General features: G+C 69.8%; 17 protein-coding genes. 3 read left to right on the plus strand and 14 right to left on the minus strand.

What is annotated here, in order from left to right:
• The first annotated feature begins 74 nt into the window (after positions 1–74).
• Both purU and ABZT06_RS39305 read left to right on the plus strand, forming a co-directional pair.
• The gene (purU, locus tag ABZT06_RS39300) at positions 75–947 is read left to right on the plus strand and encodes a formyltetrahydrofolate deformylase (RefSeq protein ID WP_355752289.1); all 873 of its coding nucleotides are present in this window, start codon (positions 75–77) and stop codon (positions 945–947) included.
• Between the two features lie 32 nt (positions 948–979).
• A complete protein-coding gene (locus ABZT06_RS39305; protein ID WP_355752291.1) occupies positions 980–1,771 on the plus strand; it encodes an IclR family transcriptional regulator in 792 nt (263 codons plus the stop codon).
• Positions 1,772–1,800: 29 nt separating this feature from the next.
• On the opposite strand, the gene ABZT06_RS39310 is transcribed toward ABZT06_RS39305, so the two are convergent.
• From ABZT06_RS39310 to betA, 6 genes are all read right to left on the minus strand, one after another.
• The gene (locus ABZT06_RS39310; protein ID WP_355752293.1) at positions 1,801–4,239 is read right to left on the minus strand and encodes an FAD-dependent oxidoreductase; all 2,439 of its coding nucleotides are present in this window, start codon (positions 4,237–4,239) and stop codon (positions 1,801–1,803) included.
• A gap of 205 nt (positions 4,240–4,444) precedes the next feature.
• Positions 4,445–5,410, minus strand: a complete 966-nt coding sequence (locus ABZT06_RS39315; RefSeq protein WP_355752295.1) for an ABC transporter substrate-binding protein — start codon at positions 5,408–5,410, stop codon at positions 4,445–4,447.
• A 13-nt stretch (positions 5,411–5,423) separates the two neighbouring features.
• The gene (locus ABZT06_RS39320) at positions 5,424–7,433 is read right to left on the minus strand and encodes an ABC transporter permease subunit (protein ID WP_355752297.1); all 2,010 of its coding nucleotides are present in this window, start codon (positions 7,431–7,433) and stop codon (positions 5,424–5,426) included.
• Positions 7,433–8,521, minus strand: coding sequence for a glycine betaine/L-proline ABC transporter ATP-binding protein (locus ABZT06_RS39325; protein WP_355752299.1), 1,089 nt, complete (start codon positions 8,519–8,521; stop codon positions 7,433–7,435). Before ABZT06_RS39325 ends, ABZT06_RS39320 begins: the two co-directional genes overlap by 1 nt.
• 20 nt (positions 8,522–8,541) lie before the next feature.
• Positions 8,542–10,011: an aldehyde dehydrogenase family protein gene (locus ABZT06_RS39330; protein WP_355752301.1), complete on the minus strand. Its 1,470-nt coding sequence runs from the start codon at positions 10,009–10,011 to the stop codon at positions 8,542–8,544.
• Positions 10,012–10,195: 184 nt separating this feature from the next.
• Positions 10,196–11,866: a choline dehydrogenase gene (gene betA, locus ABZT06_RS39335; protein ID WP_355752303.1), complete on the minus strand. Its 1,671-nt coding sequence runs from the start codon at positions 11,864–11,866 to the stop codon at positions 10,196–10,198.
• Positions 11,867–12,074: 208 nt separating this feature from the next.
• Between betA and ABZT06_RS39340 the strand changes: the two genes are divergently transcribed.
• Complete coding sequence (locus ABZT06_RS39340; RefSeq protein ID WP_355752428.1) at positions 12,075–12,821, plus strand: IclR family transcriptional regulator; 747 nt, start codon at positions 12,075–12,077, stop codon at positions 12,819–12,821.
• Here the strand turns inward: ABZT06_RS39340 and ABZT06_RS39345 are convergent.
• From ABZT06_RS39345 to ABZT06_RS39380, 8 genes are all read right to left on the minus strand, one after another.
• Positions 12,809–13,957, minus strand: a complete 1,149-nt coding sequence (locus ABZT06_RS39345) for an aromatic ring-hydroxylating dioxygenase subunit alpha (RefSeq protein ID WP_355752306.1) — start codon at positions 13,955–13,957, stop codon at positions 12,809–12,811. The two genes, ABZT06_RS39340 and ABZT06_RS39345, sit on opposite strands and share 13 nt — an antisense overlap.
• A gap of 109 nt (positions 13,958–14,066) precedes the next feature.
• Entirely contained in the window at positions 14,067–15,227 is a 1,161-nt protein-coding gene (locus ABZT06_RS39350; RefSeq protein WP_355752308.1) for an FAD-dependent oxidoreductase, read from the minus strand.
• On the minus strand, positions 15,224–15,586 hold the full coding sequence (locus tag ABZT06_RS39355) for a bifunctional 3-phenylpropionate/cinnamic acid dioxygenase ferredoxin subunit (RefSeq protein WP_037710117.1): 363 nt from the start codon (positions 15,584–15,586) through the stop codon (positions 15,224–15,226). The genes ABZT06_RS39350 and ABZT06_RS39355 overlap by 4 nt, the downstream gene beginning before the upstream one ends.
• A 160-nt stretch (positions 15,587–15,746) precedes the next feature.
• On the minus strand, positions 15,747–16,832 hold the full coding sequence (locus ABZT06_RS39360) for an S-(hydroxymethyl)mycothiol dehydrogenase (protein WP_355752310.1): 1,086 nt from the start codon (positions 16,830–16,832) through the stop codon (positions 15,747–15,749).
• Between the two features lie 218 nt (positions 16,833–17,050).
• Entirely contained in the window at positions 17,051–19,426 is a 2,376-nt protein-coding gene (locus ABZT06_RS39365; protein WP_355752312.1) for an excinuclease ABC subunit UvrA, read from the minus strand.
• Positions 19,427–19,480: 54 nt separating this feature from the next.
• A complete protein-coding gene (locus ABZT06_RS39370; protein WP_355752314.1) occupies positions 19,481–19,828 on the minus strand; it encodes a VOC family protein in 348 nt (115 codons plus the stop codon).
• Positions 19,829–19,891: 63 nt separating this feature from the next.
• Entirely contained in the window at positions 19,892–20,482 is a 591-nt protein-coding gene (locus ABZT06_RS39375; RefSeq protein ID WP_355752316.1) for a TetR family transcriptional regulator, read from the minus strand.
• A 25-nt stretch (positions 20,483–20,507) separates the two neighbouring features.
• Positions 20,508–22,559, minus strand: coding sequence for a discoidin domain-containing protein (locus ABZT06_RS39380; RefSeq protein WP_355752318.1), 2,052 nt, complete (start codon positions 22,557–22,559; stop codon positions 20,508–20,510).
• Positions 22,560–22,635 lie beyond the last annotated feature (76 nt).

Consider the following 22,635-nt stretch of genomic DNA (forward strand, 5'->3'; position numbering starts at 1 on the left):
AGAGCCGCCCCAGCCGGGACCATGTTGCGTATCAGTCACACTGTTGCGTAATGCGCAGCCACCGGGAGGACTCCGTGTCTCTTCGACCGCAACCCGACCGCGAGTTCGTCCTCACCCTGTCCTGCCCGGACCGCTCCGGCCTCGTCCACGCCGTCACCGGCTTCCTGGTCCGGCACTCCGGGAACATCCAGGAGAGCCAGCAGTTCGACGACCGGCTCCAGGACCGCTTCTTCATGCGCGTCCACTTCGACGTCTCGGACCCGAGCACCACCCTGGAGGAGCTGCGCTCCGGCTTCGCGCCGGTCGCCGAGGCGTACCGGATCACCTGGCAGCTGCGGAACGCGGCCACGCCCACCCGCACCCTGATCATGGTGTCGAAGTTCGGCCACTGCCTGAACGACCTGCTCTTCCGGCAGCGCACCGGCGCGCTCGGCATCGAGGTGCCGGCGATCGTCTCCAACCACCAGGACTTCGCCCCGCTCGCCGAGAGCTACGGCATCCCCTTCCACCACCTCCCGGTGACCCCGGAGACGAAGGCGGACGCGGAGGCGCGGCTGCTCGACCTGGTCGACCGGCTGGACATCGACCTCGTCGTCCTCGCCCGCTACATGCAGATCCTCTCGAACGACCTGTGCAAGCAGCTCGAGGGCCGGGCCATCAACATCCACCACTCGTTCCTGCCGAGCTTCAAGGGCGCGCGGCCCTACGTCCAGGCGCACGAGCGAGGTGTGAAGCTCGTCGGGGCCACGGCCCACTACGTCACCCCGGACCTCGACGAGGGGCCCATCATCGAGCAGGACGTCATCCGCGTGAACCACGCCCAGAGCGCCGAGAGTCTGGTCACCCTGGGGCGGGACGTCGAGGCGCAGGTCCTCGCGAGGGCCGTGGAGTGGCACAGTCAGAGCCGCGTCATGATCAACGGTCATCGCACGGTGGTCTTCCGCTGACCGGTGTTGACCTGTTCGCATAGGGTTCCGCCATGAGCAGCAACGGCACCGAGTCCGGTGGCACGTCCGGCGGCGGGGTGCAGTCCGTCGACCGGGCTGTCACCGTGCTGGAGATCCTCGCCCAGCGCGGCGAGGCAGGCGTCAGTGAAGTGGCCGAGGCGATCGACGTCCACAAGTCCACCGCGTTCCGTCTGCTCGGCGCGCTGGAGGCGCACGGGATGGTGGAGCAGGAGGGCGAGCGCGGCAAGTACCGCCTCGGCTTCGGCATCGTGCGGCTGGCCGGCGCGGTCACGGGGCGCATCGACGTCACCAAGTACGGCCGCGGGATCTGCGAGCGCCTCGCCGACAAACTGGGCGAGACGATGAACATCGCGGTCCTGGAGTCCCACCATGTGATCAACCTCGACCAGGTGCGCGGCCGGTCCGCCATCACCGCGCAGAACTGGGTCGGCCGGCTGACGCCGATGCACTGCACGTCGAGCGGCAAGGTCCTGCTCGCCCATCTCACCGACAAGCGCCGGGACGAACTCGTCGCCGCGGCCGGGCTCGAACGGATGACGGCCCGCACCCTGACCTCCCGGCAGAAGCTGGAGGCGGAGCTGGTCCGGGTGCGCGAGCAGGGTTACGCCATGACGGTGGAGGAGTACGAGGAGGGCCTCAACGCCATGGCGGCGCCGGTGCGTGCCGGCGACGGCAAGGTCGTCGCCGCCCTCACCGCCTCGGGCCCCGCCTTCCGTCTCACCGAGGAGCGGATGCACGAACTGGCACCGGTACTGGTCGAGGGCGCCGACGAACTCAGCCACCGGCTCGGCTACGTGGGCTGAGGGCCGCTGCGCTAGGGCGGCGGCCCCTCCTAACCCCGAAGCCGGGACATCGTCGGGTCGAACAGCGGCTCCTCGGCCACGACCGCCTCGACCCGCTGGTCGAAGTAACCGATGTGCAGCGCACGGCCGGTCACCGCGAGCTCCGCCGGCAGCCAGGCGTACGCGATGCCCTTGCCGATCGTGTAGCCGAAGGCGGCGCTGGTCACGTAGCCGACCGCGCGCTGTCCGTCGTACACCGGCTCCTTGCCCATGACCACGGCCCGCGGGTCCTCGATGGTCAGGCAGGTCAGCTTCCGCCGCACGTCGGCCCCGCGCCGCTCCAGCGCCGCCTTGCCGACGAAGTCCTCCTTGTCGGCCCTGACGGCGAATCCGACCCCGGCCTCGTAGGGGTCGTGCTCGTAGGTCATGTCGGTGCCGAAGGAGCGGTAGCCCTTCTCCAGGCGGAGGCTGTTGAAGGCGCCCCGCCCGGCGGCGATCCCGCCCAGCGGCCGGGCTGCCCGCCACAGCGTGTCCCACAGCTTCTGGCCCAGGTCGGCCGTGGTGTACAGCTCCCAGCCGAGCTCACCGACGTACGACAGGCGCATGGCCGTCACCGGGACGGATCCGATGTGGGCGCGCTTGGCGCGGAAGTACTTCAGGCCCGCGGCCGAGAAGTCCTCTTCGGTGAGCGGCTGGAGGACGTCCCGGGCGAGCGGTCCCCACAGGCCGATGCAGCAGGTGCCGGGGGTGATGTCACGGACCTGGACCGTGCCGTCGGCGGGGAGGTGGCGGGTGAACCAGTCGAGGTCGAGGTTGCCGTTGGCGCCGACCTGGAAGAGGTCCGGGGCCAGCCGGGCGACGGTGACGTCGCTGCGGATGCCGCCGTCGTGGTCCAGGAGCAGGGTGTACGTCACCGAGCCGACGGACTTGGCGACCTTGCCGGTGCACAGCCGCTCCAGGAAGTCGGCGGCTCCCCGCCCGCTCACCTCGAGGCGCTTGAGGGCCGTCATGTCGTACATCGCGACGGTTTCGCGGGTGGTCTGGGCCTCCGCGCCGACGATCGGCGACCAGTACCGCGCGGCCCAGTCGTTGGGGGTGACGATCGAACGGCCCTCGACCAGGCCCGCGTTGGCCTCGTACCACTGCGGGCGCTCCCAGCCGTTCGCCTCCAGGAAGAAGGCGCCCAGCTCCTGTTGGCGCGTGTGGAAGGGGCTGGTGCGGATCGGGCGCGGGTCACCGGACGGCTCCAGCGGGTGCAGGATGTCGTAGACCTCTACGAAGTTCTGGCAGTCGCGGGCCAGGACGTACTCCGGGGAGAGCTGGTGCGGCTCGAAACGGTTGACGTCGCATTCGTGCAGGTCGAACGAGGAGCAGTGGCCGTCGACCAGCCACTCGGCGACGGCCCGTCCGACACCGGCGGAGTGGGTGACCCAGACGGCCTCGGCGACCCAGAAGCCCTTGACGTCCGGGGACTCACCGAGGAGCGGCAGGCCGTCGGTGGTGAAGGAGAACAGGCCGTTGATGCCCTCCTCGACCTTGGCCTCGCGGGTGGCGGGGAGCAGTGACTGCGTCTCGGTCCAGGCGTCCGCGAAGTCGTCCTCGGTGAACTTCAGGACCGACGGCATCGCGTCGGCCTCGTCGACGGAGAGGATCTCGTCGGCGGTGATGGGCATGGGGCGGTGGCCGTAGTAGCCGATGCCGAGGGTGTCGTAGCGGTCGCGGTAGTAGAGGTCGGCGTCCTGGTGGCGCAGGATCGGGCGCACCGCCTCCTCCGCCTGGCCGGCGAGCGCTGGGACCGGGCCGGTCCAGGCGAGCTGGTGGCCGAGCGGGGTGAGCGGGAGGTTCATGCCCGCCATGCGAGCGATGCGCGGGCCCCAGATGCCGGCGCAGCACACGACGATGTCGGCCTGAAGGTCGCCCTGGTCGGTGCGGACGCCCGTCACCTCGCCGTCGGCCTGGAGGACGTCGAGGACCTCGTGGCGGGCCAGGAAGGTCACACCGCGCTCGGTGGCGCGGCGGATCTGCGCCTCGACGGCGAGGACGGCCTTGGCGAGGCCGTCGGTCGGGATGTGCAGGCCGGCGAGGACCCGGTCGCGGTTGACCAGGGGGTGCTTCTCGACGCACTCGTCGGCGGTGAGGATCCGCGACTCGACGCCCCAGGAGGTGAGCCAGCCCTGGCGGCGGTGGAGTTCGGTGACGCGCTCGGGCGTGGTCGCCACCTCCAGGCCGCCGACCTGGAGGAAGCAGGGCTGTCCGTCGACGTCGAGGGAGCAGAACTTCTCGACCGTGTAGCGGGCCAGCTCGGTCATGGTCTTGGAGGGGTTGGCCTGGAAGACGAGGCCGGGGGCGTGCGAGGACGATCCCCCGGTGGCCGGGAGCGGGCCCTGGTCGACCACGGTCACCTCGGTCCAGCCGCGTGCGGAGATCTCGTCGGCGAGTGCCGCGCCGACGACGCCCGCTCCGATGATGACCACTCGGGGTCCCGCCATCGCCGCACCTCCGGTTAAGTTGCTTTGTACGCAACACGATTCAGTCTGCGCAACTCAATGTGCCCGCCGTGCGGGTGGGTGTCAAGGGGCCGTGTGACGTGGAAGAACAGCCGGGGGAACGGCCCCGGGAACGGCAACGCCCGGTGGGCGGCGCGCACCCACACGCACCGCCCACCGGGCTTGTCGGACCGGATTACCCGACCGCCTACTTGACCCAGGCGTCCACCTTGGCGCGGTTGGCGTCGACCCACTTCTTGGCCGCCGCGTCCGGCGTCATCTTGTCCACCGCGATGTACTTGGCCACGGTGTTCTGGTCGTCGTTGGTCCAGTTGAACTTCTTCACCAGGTCGTAGGCCGGGCTGCCCGACTTGGCGAACTTCGCGCTGACTATCTTGTCGAGGTCGTACACCGGGTAGTCGCACGCGACCTTGGCCGGGTCCGCGTCGCAGCCCGTCTTGTACGCGGGCAGGTCGACCTTGACGAGCGGCACCTCGGACAGGAACCACTGCGGCTCGTAGAAGTAGCCGATGACCCACTGCTTGTTCTTCTCGGCGTTGCGGTACGCCTGGATCAGCGCGGTCTCACTGCCCGCGTACACCACCTTGAAGTCCAGCTTCAGGTTCTTCACCAGCGCCTCGTCGTTGGTGACGTACGACGGGTCGCCGTCCAGGAGCTGGCCTTTGCCGCCGGACTCCGAGGTCTTGAACTTCGCGGCGTACTTGTTGAGGTTCTTCCAGTCGGTGATGTCCGGGTGGGCCTTGGCCAGCCACGGCGGTACGTACCAGCCGATGATGCCCTTGTTGCCGGTCGAGCCGGACTCCACGGCGGTCTTCTGCTGGGTGATGTACTTCTTCTTCAGGTCGTCGTGGCCCCAGTTCTCCAGGACGGCGTCGACCTCACCGGTGCCGAAGCCCTGCCAGGCGATCTCCTCCTTGAGGTCCTTCTTGGTGACCTTGCATTTCAGGTCGTGCTCGGCGACGTACGCGACGACCGCCGCGTCGGCCTCGTAGCCCACCCACGGGTTGACCGCGAGGTTGAAGGTGCCGCACTTGCCGGAGCTGCCCGAACCGCCGGCCTCCGAGGAGTCACCGACCTTCGCGCCACCGCAGGCGGTGAGGGTGAGGCCGAGGACGGCCATGCCGGCCGCGCCGGCCCGCCAGTGTCTTGCCATGGTGTGGTGCTCCTTATGCGCTGGTGCGGCGAGCCGCAGCCTGAGTGATCCGGTCGAACATGACGCCGAGCAGGACGATGGCGAGCCCGGCCGCCAGGCCCTTGCCGTACAGCTGTCCCTGCGAGAAGCCGGCCACCACGTCGTAGCCGAGTGCGCCCGCGCCCACCAGGCCGCCGACGACGACCATGGACAGCACGTAGATGAGGCCCTGGTTGGTCGCGAGTGTCAGGGCGCCGCGGGCCATCGGCAGCTGGACCTTGGTGATGATCTGCCACGTGTTGCACCCGGTGGAGGTGGCCGCCTCGACGGTGGTCGCGGGCACGGTCCGCACCCCGTCGGCGATGATCTTGATGGCGACCGGTGCCGCGTAGACGATCGCGGCGACGATGGCCGTGAACCGGGTCGCGCCGAACAGGGCGAGGAACGGCACGAGATAGACGAACGGCGGCATGACCTGGGCGGCGTCGAGGGTGGGCCGCACCAGCCGGTCCACCAGGGCGCTGCGCCCCATCCACACCCCGAAGACCATGCCCAGCAGCATGACCAGCACGGTCGCCACCATGGTCGAGGCCATCGTGGTCATGCTGTCCGACCACAGGCCGGTGGCGACCAGGAGTCCCACGCACACGGCGGTGGTGATCCCGGCGCGCCAGCCGCCCAGCACCACGGCGATCCCGATCAGGGCGGCGCCGACGAGCCACCACGGGGAGTCGGTGAGCAGCGTCTGGAAGGGGTTGAGCAGGCCGTTGGTGAGGGCGTCGCGGAAGCCGTTGGTCAGCCCCGACAGGTTGTCCTGCGCCCAGGTGGTCACGTCGTCGGCGGCCTTGGCGATGTTGCTGCCGGTGGTGCCCTCGCCGGGGAACTCGGCCGCCCACACGTAGGTGTGCGACAGATACACGAGTACGGCCGCCACCACTCCCCCGGCGGCCAGCAGGTGCCGCCGCCACTTGAGCAGCGGGTTGCCGGACCGCCGGGCGGCCTCCGCGCGTCCGCTCGCCGCGGTGGTGACCCGGTCCAGGACGATCGCCATGACGACGATGGCGAGGCCCGCGTTGAAGGCCGTACCCACGTCGAGGGACTGCAGGGCCTGTACGACGGTCTTGCCGAGCCCGGGGGCGTCGATGAGGGCCGCGATGGTCACCATGGCCAGGGCGGCCATGATGGTCTGGTTGACGCCCATCACCACGGTCCGCTTGGACATCGGCAGCAGGACCTTCAGCAACGACTGTCTGCGGGTGGCTCCCATGGAGGCGGCGGCCTCGACCGTCGTCGCGGGCACGGAACGGATGGCGTGCGCGGAGATGCGGATGGCCGGCGGTGCCGCGTAGATGACGGTGGTGATGGTGGCGGAGGCCCCGCCGATCAGGAAGAACAGGGTCAGCGGCGCCAGGTAGACGAAGGTCGGCATCGTCTGCATGAAGTCCAGGAACGGAGTGACGATCCGGTTGCCGCGTGAGGACAGGCCCGCCCAGACGCCCAGCGGGATGGCGAACAGCAGCGCCACCAGGACCGCGGAGAGGGTCAGGGCCAGGGTGTCCATGCTCTCCTGCCACAGGCCCTGGAGCCCGAGGAAGGTGAAGCCGGCCACGGCCAGCAGCGCGACCCGCCAGTTGGCCACCGCCCAGGAGACATAGCCGGCGAGGCCGACCACGCCGAGCCAGCCGATCTGCGGGAGCGGGCGGTCACCGGACGGCTGGGAGATGAGGTCCTGGACGAAGGTCACCAGGTTGTCGATGACCAGCCGGATCTCGTTGAAGAAGTACAGGAACAGCGGGTTGGAGTTGCGGTTGGCGCCGATGGAGTCGTTGACGTCGTTGAGCCAGCGGTGCAGATCGGTGAGGTCGGCCGCGGCCAGCGACAGGGTCTGCCTTCCGCGCAGTACGGCGAACAGGACGAGCCAGACGACCAGGATCGCGGCGACCACCATGGACCGGCTGATCCTGCGTACGGGGGCCGCGGCCGGAGGCGGTTCGGCCTGCTCCGTCCGCCCCGGCTTCCCGGGTTTCTCGATGGCGACGGTCATCACGCGTCGCCTTCCTGCCCGGCGACCACCGCGAGGATCTCCTCGTCGCCGACGATGCCGATCAGCTTGCCGTTCTCGACGACCTTGACGGGCTTGTCGGCCGCGAGCACCGCCCGGGTGGCCTCCTTCACCACGACGTCGGGGCCCAACTCCGGTCCGTCCAGGGGGTCTTCAGGGGTGGCCGGGCGCATGATCCAGCGCAGCGTCAGCACATCGCCACGCGGCACGTCCTTCACGAAGTCGCGTACGTAGTCGTCGGCGGGGGCGCCGACGAGTTCGTCGCCGGTGCCGCACTGGACCGTCTTGCCGTCGCGCATGATGAGGATGCGGTCGCCGAGCTTCAGCGCCTCGGAGAGGTCGTGGGTGATGAACACCATCGTCTTGCCGACCTCGTGGTGCAGCCGGATGACCTCGTTCTGCATGTCACGGCGGATCAGCGGGTCGAGCGCCGAGAACGGCTCGTCGAACAGAAGGACGTCCGGATCTCCGGCCAACGCCCTGGCCAGGCCCACGCGTTGCTGCATGCCGCCGGAGAGCTGGTCGGGGTAGGAGTTCTCGTAGCCCGCGAGGCCCACGAGTTCGACGACCTCCAGCGCCCGCCTGGTGCGCTCGGCCCGGCCCATGCCGCGGATCTCCAGGCCGAACGCCACGTTGTCGACGACGCGGCGGTGGGGCAGCAGACCGAAGTGCTGGAAGACCATGGAGAACTTGCTGCGCCGCAGTTCCCGCAGCCGCCGTTCGTCGGCGTCCCGGATGTCCTCGCCCTCGAAGACGATCTCACCGGCGGTGGGTTCGATCAGGCGGGTCAGACAGCGCACCAGGGTGGACTTGCCGGAGCCGGACAGTCCCATGACGACGAAGACCTCGCCGGGCGCGACGTCGAAGCTGACGTCCCGCACGGCGGCGGTACAGCCGGTGCGGTCCATGAGTTCGCGGCGGGTGAGGCCGCGCAGCTCCTCGGAGTCCGGTACCTGGTCCGCCTTCGGCCCGAACACCTTCCACAGCCCGCGTACGGATATGACGGGCGTGGGCGCCGCGTCCTCGGGGGTGCCGCGGCGCGGCGGCACCTCGGTCTGGGTTGGGGTCATGGTCGACCTCTTCTCGGCGTTCAGCCGCGGAACCAGTGTTGCGGCCGGGGTTGGATGTTCTGCCAGATGTGCTTGGGCTCGCGGTACTCGTCGAGGCCGGTCGGTCCCAGTTCCCGGCCCACACCGGAGTGCCCGAAGCCACCCCACTCGGCCTGCGGCACATAGGGGTGGTAGTCGTTGATCCACACCGTGCCGTGCCGCAGCCGGCGGGCGACCCGCTGGGCCTTCCCGGCGTCCTGCGTCCAGACCGCCCCGGCGAGCCCGTACTCGGTGTCGTTCGCGATGCGTACGGCGTCGTCCTCGTCCAGGAAGCGCTCCACGGTGAGCACCGGTCCGAAGGACTCCTCGTGCACCACCCGCATGTCCTGCCGGCACTCGTCGAGCACGGTGGGCGGGTAGTAGTGGCCCTTGGCGAGGGCCGGGTCGGCGGGCCGTTCGCCGCCGCAGCGCAGTACGGCGCCCTCGGCGACACCCGCGGCGACGTACGCCTCGACCTTCTCCAGGTGCTGCGCCGAGATCAGCGCCCCGGTCTCGGCCTCGGGGTCGAAGGGCCCGCCGAGGCGGATCCGCCGGGCCCTGCGGACCACCTCGTCGACGAAGCGGTCGTGCAGCGAGTCCTCGACGATCAGCCGGGCACCGGCCGAGCAGACCTGCCCCGAGTGCAGGAAGACGGCCGTGAGCGCGAAGTCCACGGCCGTCTCGAAGTCGGCGTCGGCGAAGACGACGTTGGGGTTCTTGCCGCCGAGTTCCAGCGCGACCTTCTTCACGGTCGCGGCGGCGGTCGCCATGATCCGTTTTCCGGTCTCCACGCCCCCGGTGAAGGACACCATGTCGACGCGGGGGTCCTCGGAGAGCGGGGCGCCCACCTCGGGCCCGGTGCCGAGGACGAGGTTGGCGGCACCGGCGGGAAGTCCGGCCTCCGCCAGCGCCCTCATCAGCAGGATCGAGGTGGAGGGGGTGAGCTCGCTGGGCTTGAGGACGATCGTGTTCCCGGCGAGAAGGGCTGGGGCGACCTTCCAACTCGCTTGCAGAAGAGGGTAGTTCCACGGTGTGATCAGTCCGCACACACCGATCGGCTCGTAGACCACACGGCTGACGGCGTCGTCCCGGCCGGTGTCGATCACGCGGCCGGCGTCGGTGCCGCCGAGCCCGCCGTAGTAGCGGAAGCAGGAGACGACGTCCGCGATGTCGTACTCGCTCTCCACCAGCCGCTTGCCGCTGTCCAGCGACTCGGCGCGGGCGAACTCCTTGGCGTCGCGCTCGATCAGGTCGGCGGTGCGCAGCAGCAGGGCGCCCCGCTCGCGCTCGGGGGTGTGCGGCCAGGGCCCTTCGTCGAAGGCCCGGCGGGCGGCGGCGACGGCCGCCTCGCTGTCGGGGCGGGTCCCCTCGGACACGGTCGCGGAGAGCGTGCCGTCAGCGGGGCAACGGATCTCCCGATGGCCTCCGGCCACCGGATCCCGCCATTCACCGTCCACGTACAGGTCTGCCACGTCGGGAGCCCTTCGAGCGATTTCGTTGCGCATGACGCATCGCATTGCTTGTGGTGGAACACTCTGGGTACTGCGGCAACCCACGTCAAGGGGTTGGGGGATGACGGTTTGGGCACGCGGGCGCGTTGCGCGCCGCTCCAACCCGGCGGGTTTCCGGTACAAGCGGTCCCGGGAAAAATCCGCGTTACCCCGCCTGCGTCCGGGCGTCCCGGTGCCGGTAGTACGCGGCATCGGAGGGCGCGAGCGGCTCCTTGCCGAGGATGAGGTCGGCCGCCTTCTCCGCGATCATCATCACCGGCGCGTAGATGTTGCCGTTGGTGACGTAGGGCATCACCGAGGCGTCGACGACCCGCAGCCCCTCGACGCCGTGCACCCGCATGCTGGCGGGGTCCACGACGGCCATCTCGTCTGTGCCCATCTTGCAGGTGCAGGAGGGGTGCAGGGCGGTCTCGCCGTCCTTGGCGACCCAGGCGAGGATCTCCTCGTCGGTCTCGACGGACGGGCCCGGCGAGACCTCCCCGTCGTTGTAGGGAGCCAGGGCGGGCTGGTTGAGCAGCCTGCGCGCGACGCGGATCGCCTCGACCCACTCGCGGCGGTCCTGTTCGGTGGACAGGTAGTTGAAGCGCAGCGCCGGGTGCTCCTCCGGGTCCCTGCTCTTGATCTTCACGGAGCCGATGGCGTCGGAGTACATGGGACCGACGTGCACCTGGTAGCCGTGTCCCCCGGCGGGCACCGAACCGTCGTAGCGGACCGCGATGGGCAGGAAGTGGAACATCAGATTGGGGTAGTCCACATCCTCGTTGCTGCGGGCGAACCCGCCGGCCTCGAAGTGGTTGGTCGCGGCGGGGCCCTTGCGGAAGAGCCACTGCAGGCCGATGAAGGGGGCCCGCCATTTCGCCAGGTACGGCTGCATGGAGACGGGCTGCTTGCAGGCGTACTGGATGTACACCTCCAGGTGGTCCTGCATGTTCTCGCCGACGCCCGGCAGGTCGTGGACGACGTCGATGCCGAGCGCGCGCAGTTCCCCGGCGTTGCCGACGCCGGACAGCTGGAGGAGCTGCGGGGAGTTGATCGCGCCGCCGCAGAGGATGACCTCAGCCGCCCGCACCTGCTGGAGCGCACCCTTCCCGCGGCGGTACTCGACGCCGACGGCCCGCTTTCCCTCGAACAGGACGCGGGTGACGAGGGCGCGGGTTCTGACCGTGAGGTTGGGGCGCTTCCTGACGGGCTTCAGATAGGCCTTCGAGGCCGAGAGCCGGCGACCGCGGTGGACGTTGCGGTCGAACTTGGCGAAGCCCTCCTGCCGGTAGCCGTTGACGTCGTCCGTGGGCGCGTACCCGGCCTCCTCGGTGGCCTTCTGGAAGGCGGTGAAGAGCGGGTTGGTGGCCGGGCCTCGCTCCAGGACGAGCGGGCCGTCGTGGCCGCGGAACTCGTCGTCCGGGTCGGCCGCGAGGCAGTTCTCCATCCGCTTGAAGTACGGCAGACAGTGCGCGTAGTCCCAGCTCTCCATACCGGGATCGGCGGCCCAGCGCTCGTAGTCCAGGGGGTTGCCGCGCTGGAAGATCATGCCGTTGATGCTGCTGGAGCCGCCCAGCACCTTGCCGCGGGCGTGGTAGACCCGCCGTCCGCCCATGTGCGGCTCGGGCTCGGACTCGTACTTCCAGTCGTAGAAGCGGCTGCCGATCGGGTAGGTCAGCGCCGCGGGCATGTGGATGAAGACGTCCCACGGGTAGTCGGGCCGGCCGGCCTCCAGGACCAGCACCCGGTTGCCCGGGTCCGCGGAGAGCCGGTTGGCCAGTGCGCTGCCGGCCGATCCACCGCCGACGATGACGAAGTCGTACTGCTGGGGAGCCATGGTGCCTCGTCTCGCTCGCGCCGTAGATACGCGCGGCATGCTAGTACGGGTAGCGTGATACGCACCAGGTTGCGAACCACGCAACTTCCACGACACATGCACGAGGTCCGCGAAACAGACTCACGTCCATGTTGTTTACCGGCCGTATAGTTGCGTTGTGAGCAACTACAACCCGGATAACGAAACGACAGGGTCGTCGAACGGTGGAGTGCAGTCCGTCGACCGGGCCATTCACGTGATGGAAATCCTGGCCCAGCGGGGCGAGGCCGGCGTCAGCGAGGTGGCCGCCGAGATCGACGTTCACAAGTCCACGGCGTTCCGGCTCCTCGGCGCTTTGGAAGCGCGCGGCCTGGTGGAACAGGCGGGCGAGCGCGGCAAGTACCGTCTCGGTTTCGGCATCGTGCGCCTGGCCGGCGCGGTCACCGGACGCATCGACATCACCCAGCAGAGCCGTCCGGTCTGCGAGGACCTCGCCGAGGAGCTCGGCGAGACCGTGAACCTCGCCGTGATGCAGGAGCGCTACGCGGTCAACCTCTACCAGGTGCGCGGCCCGGGTGCCGTCACCGCGCAGAACTGGGTCGGCCAGCTGACCCCGCTGCACGCCACGTCCAGCGGCAAGATCCTGCTGGCCCACCTGTCCGCCAAGGAGCGCGCCGCGCTGCTGACGGAGGCCGGCCTGAAGAAGGTCACCCCGCGCACCATCACCGCGAAGACGAAGCTCGAGAAGAACCTCGCCGAGGCCCGGGAGCGCGGTTACGCCTGGGCGCTGGAGGAGCTGGAGCTCGGCCTGCACGCCATGGCCGCCCCGGTCCGCGACCGGGACGGAGAGGTCATCGCGGCGCTCAGCGCCTCGGGGCCCGCGTACCGGCTCTCCGAGGAGCGCCTTCACGAGCTCGCCCCGGTCCTGGTCAAGGGCGCCGAGGAGATCAGCCACCGCATGGGCTACCTGGGCTGAGCCGCCCCCGGCCCGGGCCGGGCCCCCAGCCGGGCCTGGACCCAGTCGTGGAACTCGCCGATGTGGTGCTCGCTGGGCACCAGCACACCGCCCTTGGCGTACAGCCGTGAGCTCATCCCGGGCTGGGTGCGCTCGCAGGCGTCGAAGTCCTGCCGGTTGACCCGGTCGAAGAGCTCGACCGACCTGCTGACGTCCCGACCGCTCTCGACGACATGCGGAAGGTACAGCCAGTCGCACTCGACGATCGTGCGGTCGGCGGCGACCGGATACATCCGGTGGAAGATCACATGGTCGGGCACGAGGTTGACGAACACCTGCGGCCGGACGGTGATCGCGTAGTAGCGGCGGTCCTGATCCTCGGAGACACCCGGGATGCGGTCCAGGCCCTCCGAGCCGTCGACGGTGAACCCCCTGACGTCCGCACCGAACTCCGCACCGTGCCCCACGTAGTACTGCGCCGCGTATCCGTCGGCGAACTCCGGGAGCACCTCGGTGAGTTCGGGATGGATGGTCGCGCAGTGGTAGCACTCCATGAAGTTCTCGACGATCAGCTTCCAGTTGGCCTTCACGTCGTAGACGATCCGCCGGCCGACCTCCAGCCCCCCGATGTCGTAGCGCTCGATCGACTCGGTGTCGCCGAGGCGGGTGATCACGTCCTGGACGACCTCGTCGAAGGGCGGCGGGTCCTCGGCGAGGCACACCCACACATAGCCCAGCCACTCGCGCACCGCCACGCTCGCCAGGCCGTACTCGGTCCGGCCCACGTCCGGCATCTTCGTCAGGTTCGGCGCGGCCACGAGCTTGCCCGTCAGGTCGTACGTCCAGGCGTGGTACGGACACTGGAACGCCCGCTTCACCTCCCCCGACTCCTCGGTGCACAGCCGGGCGCCCCGATGCCGGCAGACGTTGAAGTAGGCGCGCACCGAGGCGTCCCGCGCACGCGTGATCAGGATGCTCTCGCGGCCCACCTCCACGGTCTTGAAGGCGCCGGGCCTGGGCAGGTCGGAAGCGCGGACGGCGCAGAACCACATCGCTTCGAAGATGCGCTCCTGCTCCTGGGCGAAGATCCCGGGATCGGTGTAGGAGACGCCGGGCAGGGTGGCGATCAGGCTGTCCGGCAGGCTGGTCGAGGTCACAGTGCACTCCTCGGGGAACGTCGGGGACCGGTGATGCACGCGTTCGTGTACCGGTGGTGCACGCCGAAGAGCGGACGGCGTTCTGAACGGAGCGACAGCGTCGGTGCTGTCAGGCCGCGGCGGCGAGCTGCTTGCGCCAGCGTGTGAACAGCCGCGGCTGGTTCATCCCGAGCACGGCGACCGGATGGCCCGAACGCCGGTAGACGGCCAGGACGTTGCGGTCGGCCCTGGCGCCTTCCTCGATCGTCACGCTGTCGGCGGCGGCCGCGTGACCGGCGAACTGGATCTTCACGCCGTACTGGTCGGACCAGAAGTACGGCGGCCTCGGCGCGCCCGGTTCCACCGCGCCGCCCGCCAGCAGTGCGGTCACCGCCGCGTCGGGCCGCTCGCGGGCGCCGGTCCAGTGCTCGACGCGGCGGTGCAGGCCCGCCCGCGGGTCGTACCAGGAGGCGCAGTCCCCGACCGCGACCACGCCGGCCAGGCTGGTGCGGCCGTCGGCGCCGCACCTGACGCCGTCGTCGAGATCGATGCCCGAGTCCGCCAGCCACTCGACGCACGGACGTGCGCCGACCCCCACGACCACGATGTCGGCGGGGAGGCTGCGCCCGTCCGCCAGCAGGACGGTGTCGACACGGCTCCCGCCGCGCAGCCCCCTGACGCCCACCCCGCACAACAGCCGTACCCCGTGGTCCGCGTGGAGGGCGGAGACGATCCCGCCCATCGTCTCGCCGAGCGGTCCGGCCAGCGGGGTCGGGGCCGCCTCCACGACGGTCACGTCGAGTCCGAGGGCGTACGCGGTGGAGGCGACCTCGGCGCCGATGAAGCCGCCGCCGATCACCACCAGCCGTCCCCCGAGGGCCAGTTCGTCGCGCAGGGCGCGGGCGTCGTCCAGGGTGCGCAGGGTGTGCACCCCGGCCAGGCCGCCGGTGCCGGGCAGGGTCCGGGCGGCGGCGCCGGTCGCGATGACGACGCCGTCCGCCCGTACCTCGCTGCCGTCGGCGAGCCGTACGGCGCGCTGCGGGCCGTCGAGACCTACGGCGCGTACGCCGAGCAGCCACTCCACCCGCAGGTCCTCGTCGTCCGGCTCCAGTGCGAGATCGGCCTCGCCCAGGGAGCCGGCCAGGAACTCCTTGGACAACGGGGGCCTGTCGTACGGGCGGTGGAGTTCGTCGCCGATGACGACGAGCCGCCCGTCGTAGCCCTGCTTGCGGAGCGAGCGCGCCGCCGACAGACCGGCGAGCGAGGCGCCGACGACGGCGACCGTCCTCACGCGGGTCCGCCGGCGAGCCTGGCCGCGACGCAGGGCGGCAGGTTGGGCGCGTCCAGGGACAGCCGGACGTAGATCATGCCGTCCTCGACGTGGACCTCGTGGGTGCGGACCGGACGCTTGGCCGGCGGGGCGTCGACGGCACCCGTGCGCAGGTCGAACTTCGAGGCGTGCAGCGGGCATTCGACCTCGCAGCCCTCCAGCCAGCCGTCGGCGAGCGAGGCGTCCTGATGGGTGCAGGTGTCGTCGATGGCGAAGACCTCGCCGTCGTCGGTGTGGAACACCGAGACCGGCGGATCGATGTCGAGCCGGTAGGCCTCGCCTCGGGGAAGATCCACGAGACGGCACGCGGGAATCATCATGACACCTCGGTGCGTATAACGAAACGGATTGCGGTGAACGCAACGTCAGTTTGCGGGCGCCCATAAACCCTTGTCAAGGAGTCCAGAGGGCGGACACACACGGGAACCTCTGTTGCTCCATATGCAACATCATGCGCATGGGGCAACATCGAGTGGTCTTTCACAGCACCACCACGGAGCGCAGCACCTCGCCGCGGTGCATCTTCTCGAACGCCTTCTCCACGTCCCCGAGGCCGATGGTCTCGGAGACGAACGCGTCCAGGTCGAAGCGCCCGTCCAGGTAGAGGTCGATGAGCGCCGGGAAGTCCCGGGAGGGCAGACAGTCGCCGTACCAGCTGGACTTCAGGGCGCCGCCGCGTCCGAAGACGTCGAGCAGCGGCAGCTCCAGCTTCATCTCCGGGGTCGGCACACCGACCAGGACGACGGTGCCGGCGAGGTCGCGGGCGTAGAAGGCCTGCCGGTAGGTCTCGGGGCGGCCGACCGCCTCGACGACCACGTCGGCGCCGAAGCCGCCGGTCAGTTCGCGCACCGCCGCCACGACGTCCGCGGCCGAGCCGTCGACGGTGTGGGTGGCGCCCATCCCCCGGGCCCGCTCCAGCTTGCGCGGGTCGACGTCGACGGCGATGACCTTGGTCGCGCCGGCGAGCCGCGCCCCCGCGACGGCGGCCATGCCGACCCCGCCGCAGCCGATGACGGCGACGGAGTCCCCGCGGCCGACGGCGCCGGTGTTCACGGCCGCGCCGAATCCCGCCATGACACCGCAGCCGAGCAGTCCCGCGGCGGTCGCCGGGGCCGCCGGGTCCACCTTGGTGCACTGCCCGGCGGCGACCAGGGTCTTCTCCGCGAAGGCGCCGATACCGAGGGCGGGAGCGAGCGGGGTGCCGTCGAGCAGGGTCATCGGCTGTGTCGCGTTGTGGGTGGCGAAGCAGTACCAGGGTTTGCCCTTGCTGCACGCCCGGCACTCACCGCAGACCGCACGCCAGTTGAGGATGACGAAGTCGCCCGGCTCGACACCGGTGACACCCTCCCCCACGGCCTCGACGCGGCCGGCCGCCTCGTGGCCCAGCAGGAAGGGGAAGTCGTCGTTGATCCCGCCCTCCCGGTAGTGGAGGTCGGTGTGACAGACCCCGCACGCCTCCACCTTCACCAGCGCCTCGCCGGGCCCCGGGTCGGGGACCACGATCGTCTCCACGGAGACGGGGGCGCCCTTCGCCCGGGCGACGACAGCACGAACCTCATGAGCCATGGGTCACTCCTCCGACAGACCAGCGGGTTGCCTTATCCGGTACACGCATCACCATGCGCAACCGAGCATCGGGGAGGGTGAGCCACGGGTCAAGAGCCCGGATCCGGTCGGACGGCAGCGGCGGTGGACCGGGGGACGCGCCGTGACGGCAGGACGGCGTGACCCAGGCCGATGCCGTGAGCCACGCCGTCCAGGGACGGGGGACCGGAAGCGCCCCGTCACTCCCCCACGTAGGCCGCCAGATGCTCCGCGGTGAGCGTGCCCCCCGCGGCGACGAGCTCCGCCGGAGTCCCCTCGAACACGATCCGTCCGCCGTCATGACCCGCGCCCGGGCCGAGGTCGATGATCCAGTCGGCGTGGGCCATGACCGCCTGGTGGTGCTCGACGACGATGACGGACTTGCCGGAGTCGACGAGCCGGTCCAGCAGACCGAGGAGTTGCTCGACATCGGCGAGGTGGAGTCCGGTGGTCGGCTCGTCGAGGATGTAGACGCCGCCCTTCTCGCCCATGTGGGTCGCCAGCTTCAGCCGCTGCCGCTCACCGCCGGACAGCGTGGTGAGCGGCTGCCCGAGGGTGAGATAGCCGAGCCCGACGTCCGAGAGCCGCTCCAGAATCCTGTGGGCGGCCGGGGTACGCGCCTGACCGGTGTTGAAGAACTCCTCCGCCTCCGTCACCGGCATCGCGAGCACCTCGCTGATGTCCCGCCCCCCGAGGTGGTACTCCAGCACGGAGGCCTGGAACCGCTTCCCCTCGCACTCCTCGCAGGTCGTGGCGACCCCGGCCATCATCGCGAGGTCGGTGTAGACGACCCCCGCGCCGTTGCAGGTGGGACAGGCCCCCTCGGAGTTGGCGCTGAACAGCGCCGGCTTCACCCCGTTGGCCTTCGCGAACGCCTTCCGGATCGGTTCGAGCAGTCCGGTGTACGTCGCCGGGTTGCTGCGCCTGGAACCGCGGATGGCGCCCTGGTCGACGGAGACGATCCCCTCCCCGGCCGGGATCGACCCGTGCACCAGCGAGCTCTTGCCGGACCCCGCGACCCCGGTGATCACGGTCAGCACGCCGAGCGGGATGTCGACGTCGACGTCCTGGAGGTTGTGGGTGCTCGCCCCCCGGATCTCCAGCGCACCGGTCCCCTTGCGGACCGTGTCCTTGAGCCCGGCCCGGTCGTCGAAGTGGCGGCCGGTGACGGTGCCGCTGGTCCGCAGCCCCTCCACGGTGCCCTCGAAGCAGACCGAACCGCCCGCCGTACCGGCACCCGGCCCCAGGTCCACCACGTGGTCGGCGATGACGATCGTCTCCGGCTTGTGCTCCACCACGAGCACCGTGTTGCCCTTGTCCCGCAGGCGCAGCAGCAGGTTGTTCATGCGCTGGATGTCATGGGGGTGCAGCCCGATGGTCGGCTCGTCGAAGACGTAGGTGACGTCGGTGAGGGAGGAGCCGAGGTGGCGGATCATCTTGGTGCGCTGGGCCTCGCCGCCGGACAGTGTGCCCGAGGAGCGGTCGAGGGAGAGATAGCCGAGCCCGATCTCCACGAAGGAGTCGAGGGTCTCCCCCAACGCCGTCAGCAGCGGCCCGACCGACGGCTCGTCCAGCGCGCGGACCCACTCGGCCAGGTCGCTGATCTGCATCGCGCAGGCGTCGGCGATGCTGATGCCCTTGATCTTCGAGGACCGGGCGCCCTCGCTCAGCCGGGTGCCCTCGCACTCGGGGCAGACCATGAAGGTGATCGCACGGTCCACGAACTCACGGATGTGCGGCTGCATCGACTCGCGGTCCTTGGCGAGCATCGACTTCTGGATCCGCGGGACGAGACCCTCGTAGGTCATGTTGATGCCCGCGATCTTCATCCGGACCGGTTCGCGGTACAGGAAGTCCTGGAGTTCCTTCTTGGTGAACTTTTGGATCGGCTTGTCCGCGTCGAAGAAGCCGGACTCGCTGTAGAGGCGGTAGTTCCAGCCGCCGGCCTTGTAGCCGGGGATGGTCATGGCGCCCTCGCTCAGCGACTTGGAGTCGTCGTAGAGCTGGGTGAGGTCGATGTCGTTGACCGTGCCCCGGCCCTCGCAGCGCGGGCACATGCCGCCGACGATGCTGAAGCTGCGGCGCTCCTTCACGGTCTGCCCGCCGCGCTCCACGGTCACCGCGCCCGCCCCGCTGATCGAGGCGACGTTGAAGGAGAACGCCTTGGGCGAGCCGATGTGCGGGGTGCCGAGTCTGCTGAACAGGATGCGGAGCATCGCGTTGGTGTCGGTGACGGTGCCGACGGTGGAGCGCGGGTCGCCGCCGAGGCGCTGCTGGTCGACGGTGATCGCGGTGGTCAGGCCGTCGAGGACGTCGACCTCGGGCCGGGCCAGGGTCGGCATGAAACCCTGCACGAAGGCGCTGTAGGTCTCGTTGATCAGCCGCTGCGACTCCGCGGCGATGGTGTCGAACACCAGCGAGCTCTTGCCGGAGCCGGAAACTCCGGTGAAGACCGTGAGCCGGCGCTTCGGGATCTCGATGCTGACGTCCTTGAGATTGTTCTCGCGCGCCCCGTGCACGCGGATCAGGTCGTGGCTGTCAGCGGCATGCCGGTCGCCTGGAGTGGCCTGGCTCATGATCTTTCGTCCTCCCGTTCCGACAACTTGGCACACTATGTCGACGCACACGCCTCAGCGCAGCTCCTGGACGCGGATCATGTTGCCCGCGGGGTCGAGGAAGGCGCAGTCCTTGACGCCGTCCGGCTGCTCGATCGGCTCCTGGATCACCTCGGCGCGGGCCTGGAGCCGCTCGAAGACGGAGTCGAGGTCGGGGGTGGCGAGGAGGAGCTCGGGGTCGTCGCCCACCGGGCGCAGCACGACCGAAGGACCGGCCCGGCCCGCGGGGCCGACGGTGATCCACCGCACCCTGCCGCGGCGCACGTCACCGCGCACCACGAAGCCCAGCACGTCCCGGTAGAAGGCCAGGGAGGCCTCCGGGTCGTGGTGCGGGAGGAAGCTCGCCCGAATCCGGATGTCCATGTCCGTCACGCTAGCCACGGCCCCAGGACCGCGCTTCTCGAATCCTGACCATCCTGACCGGTCTCAGCGCACCAGCCCCGCGATGTGCGCCGTGACCGTGTCGAGGATGTCCGCCCAGGCGGCCGCGTCGCCGAGGACGAGGTAGTTCAGGGTCAGCCCGTCGGTCATGGCGGCGAGGTAGCGGGCCAGGACGGAGACCGGCACCCGCAGCTCCAGGTCCATGTCCTTGCGCAGCTGCTCGATGAGCTCGGCGTACGCCTCGCCGTACAGCTCGTACTGGCGTCTGGCCAGGTGCTCGAACCCCGGCTGGCGCAGGGCGTACTGGGTGAGCTCGTAGGTGAGCATGTGCGCCTCGGGGTTGGCGCGGACGTGGTCCCAGTACGCCCGGAAACCGGCGGCGACGGTCTCCTCCAGGGTGTCCCTCGGGCGCAGCGCCTCCTGGACCACGCTCACCGAGTGATCGGTGAGCGTGGTGATCACGGCCTCGATCAGGGCCTGCTTGGAGTCGAAGCAGTAGTGGAAGACGCTGAGGGAGACGCCGGCCTCGGCGGCGATGGACCGGGTCGTCGTCTTCGCGACGCCGTCCCGGGCCATCGCCCTGATGGCCGCTTCCGTCAGCTGTCTGCGCCGCTCGGCCGACGGCATGCGTGCCATACGTGTCCCCCCGCTGTCGAGTGAATCAGCCGCTGTGAACGCCCACCTGGTAGAGCGAGTATCCCCAGTCGGTGCCGCGGGCGAGACCGTGGACCCGGACGTAACGGGCCGGTGTGCCGGTGAACTTGGCCGTGTCGAGCCCGCCGTCACCGGAGGTCGTCGCCCAGGCGGTCGTCCAGTTCGTACCGTCCGTCGACAACTCGATCCGGTACGACTTCCCGTAGGCCCGCTCCCAGTCGAGCGTGACCTTGGAGACCAGGTTGGTCGCGCCGAGGTCGACCTGCCACCACTGGTCGTCGCTCCAGTCGCTGGCCCAGCGGCTGGAGTCGTCGCCGTCCACCGCCCGCCCCGGCTGGTAGCTGGTGAAGGGGTTCGACTCGGACGAACTGGCCGTCGCCGTCCGCCCGTCGGCGAGGTCGACCGACGCCTGGTGCTGCTCGGAGGCGCCCCAGGTGTCGAGGTAGGACTCCGCGCCCCGGAAGAGGTCGTCGACCACGCCCTGGCCGCCGACGAGCCGGATGTCCTCGATCCAGTCCGGGATCATGCCGACGTGGGCTGCTCCGTCGGTGTTGAAGTCGAAGGTGCGCTGCCCGGAGGTCTGCTTGTCGATGACCGAGCCGCCGTCGACGCTCTTGAAGGGGTACGTCACCTTGTTCGGGGCGTCCGCTCCGCGCGGTGCGGGGTGGTCGCCGATGCCGTTGAAGTCGGTGCCGTAGCCGTAGCCGACGTGGTACTTGTCCCGCAGCGCGTCGGTGCGCTTCGCCTCCGCGGCGAACCCCTCCGAGCCGTGCATGTACTGGGCGACGAAACCGCCCAGGGAGTAGACCCGCTCGGTCCAGTTGAGATCCATCCAGCTGTGCGAGGACAGCACGCCGGGATAGTTGGCGGCCTCGAAGATGTCGAGGACCTGGCCGGTGGCCTTGACGCTCATGTGGTCGATCTCGAGCATCATCTTGCGTTTCATCATGCCGCGCACGGCGTACTCGCCGAGGTCGGTGAGCCCGCGGACGTTGCACTGCGCGGCCTTGTCGTACTCCGGGACCTCCGTACCGGCCGGCAGGTCCTTCTCCGCCGCGGAGGCCGCCGTGCCGATGGGGTTGTCGTGCTGCGGGCCCTTGCAGGTCTCGGTCTTCCAGAAGGTGCCGGTCGACAGGAACTGCCCGACGTTGATGGCGGTGCCGAGGCCGCCCTCGTCGAAGCGGACACCGCACAGTGCGTTGTCGAACTTGTGGCACAGGAACATCGAGCGCACGCCGAGGCCGTACAGCTCGTCGAGGCCCTTGTCGATGTCCGCCTTGCTGCACTGCCCGATGTCGAGGATCTGCTTGCAGCCGAACGGCTCGGAGGTCTCGACGCCGAGGACGACCGCCAACTTGCCCTGCTGGATGACCTGTCGGGCCTGCGCGCTGTCGGTGACGATCCGGAACCAGCCCTTGCCGGTGCCGCCGTACATCTTGTCGATGAAGGCCTGGAGGTCGTACGTCATTCTGGCCTGCAGGCGGATCGAGGTCATCTCGTCACAACTGCGGTCCTTGAACGGGTAGATGGAGCAGATCATCCCGTTGGTGACGAGGTCGTTGACGAGCACCCGCTGGCCACCGCGCCAGGCCCGCTCCACCCAGGCGTAGTAGTTCGCCTGGTGGGTCATCGAGTCGTACGCCGGCCAGTCCTTGAAGGTCGGCCAGCCGACCGGGTCGTGCTTGCCGTCGCCGCCGTGGGTGATGTAGTCGAAGAGCGCGAGGCTGCCGTCGGGGTAGTGCTCGGGGCAGTCCTTGAGCGCGTCGGCGACTCCGGACTCGGAGAACACCTTGCCGCAGATCAGCCGCCCACCGAAGGCCTCGTTGGAGAAGAGGTGGTTGTGGGCGTCGATGAACCCCCGCACCTCGCCCGCGGAGTTGGTGCCGGTGAAGGGCGCCCCGGTCACGTTGACCTGGGCGTCGGGGGCGGGTCTGGCCGTCGGTGTCCACCAGTCGGTGGCCGCCGAGCTCTGGGTGGGGCCGAGGATCACTGCCAGCACCAGGAGGAGCAGGGTGGTGACGGTGATGTTCTTGCGTCTGCGGCAGGTGCGTCCGGCCATGGCCCACGTCCCTCGGTCGGCGGGAGAGCGCCGTCGACCGAGGGCGTTTTGACTGCCCTTGGATTTGTCATGACCG

It is taken from the genome of Streptomyces sp. NPDC005483 (assembly GCF_040606035.1).
Lineage (GTDB): Bacteria > Actinomycetota > Actinomycetes > Streptomycetales > Streptomycetaceae > Streptomyces.

Bases quoted from the DNA above. Each gene is read 5' to 3' on its own strand.
- ABZT06_RS39305 (WP_355752291.1), top strand. From the start codon at position 980: ATGAGCAGCAACGGCACCGAGTCCGGTGGCACGTCCGGCGGCGGGGTG.
- ABZT06_RS39310 (WP_355752293.1), bottom strand. From the start codon at position 4,239: ATGGCGGGACCCCGAGTGGTCATCATCGGAGCGGGCGTCGTCGGCGCG.
- ABZT06_RS39315 (WP_355752295.1), bottom strand. From the start codon at position 5,410: ATGGCAAGACACTGGCGGGCCGGCGCGGCCGGCATGGCCGTCCTCGGC.
- ABZT06_RS39320 (WP_355752297.1), bottom strand. From the start codon at position 7,433: ATGACCGTCGCCATCGAGAAACCCGGGAAGCCGGGGCGGACGGAGCAG.
- ABZT06_RS39325 (WP_355752299.1), bottom strand. From the start codon at position 8,521: ATGACCCCAACCCAGACCGAGGTGCCGCCGCGCCGCGGCACCCCCGAG.
- betA (WP_355752303.1), bottom strand. From the start codon at position 11,866: ATGGCTCCCCAGCAGTACGACTTCGTCATCGTCGGCGGTGGATCGGCC.
- ABZT06_RS39355 (WP_037710117.1), bottom strand. From the start codon at position 15,586: ATGATGATTCCCGCGTGCCGTCTCGTGGATCTTCCCCGAGGCGAGGCC.
- ABZT06_RS39360 (WP_355752310.1), bottom strand. From the start codon at position 16,832: ATGGCTCATGAGGTTCGTGCTGTCGTCGCCCGGGCGAAGGGCGCCCCC.
- ABZT06_RS39365 (WP_355752312.1), bottom strand. From the start codon at position 19,426: ATGAGCCAGGCCACTCCAGGCGACCGGCATGCCGCTGACAGCCACGAC.
- ABZT06_RS39370 (WP_355752314.1), bottom strand. From the start codon at position 19,828: ATGGACATCCGGATTCGGGCGAGCTTCCTCCCGCACCACGACCCGGAG.
- ABZT06_RS39375 (WP_355752316.1), bottom strand. From the start codon at position 20,482: ATGGCACGCATGCCGTCGGCCGAGCGGCGCAGACAGCTGACGGAAGCG.
- ABZT06_RS39380 (WP_355752318.1), bottom strand. From the start codon at position 22,559: ATGGCCGGACGCACCTGCCGCAGACGCAAGAACATCACCGTCACCACC.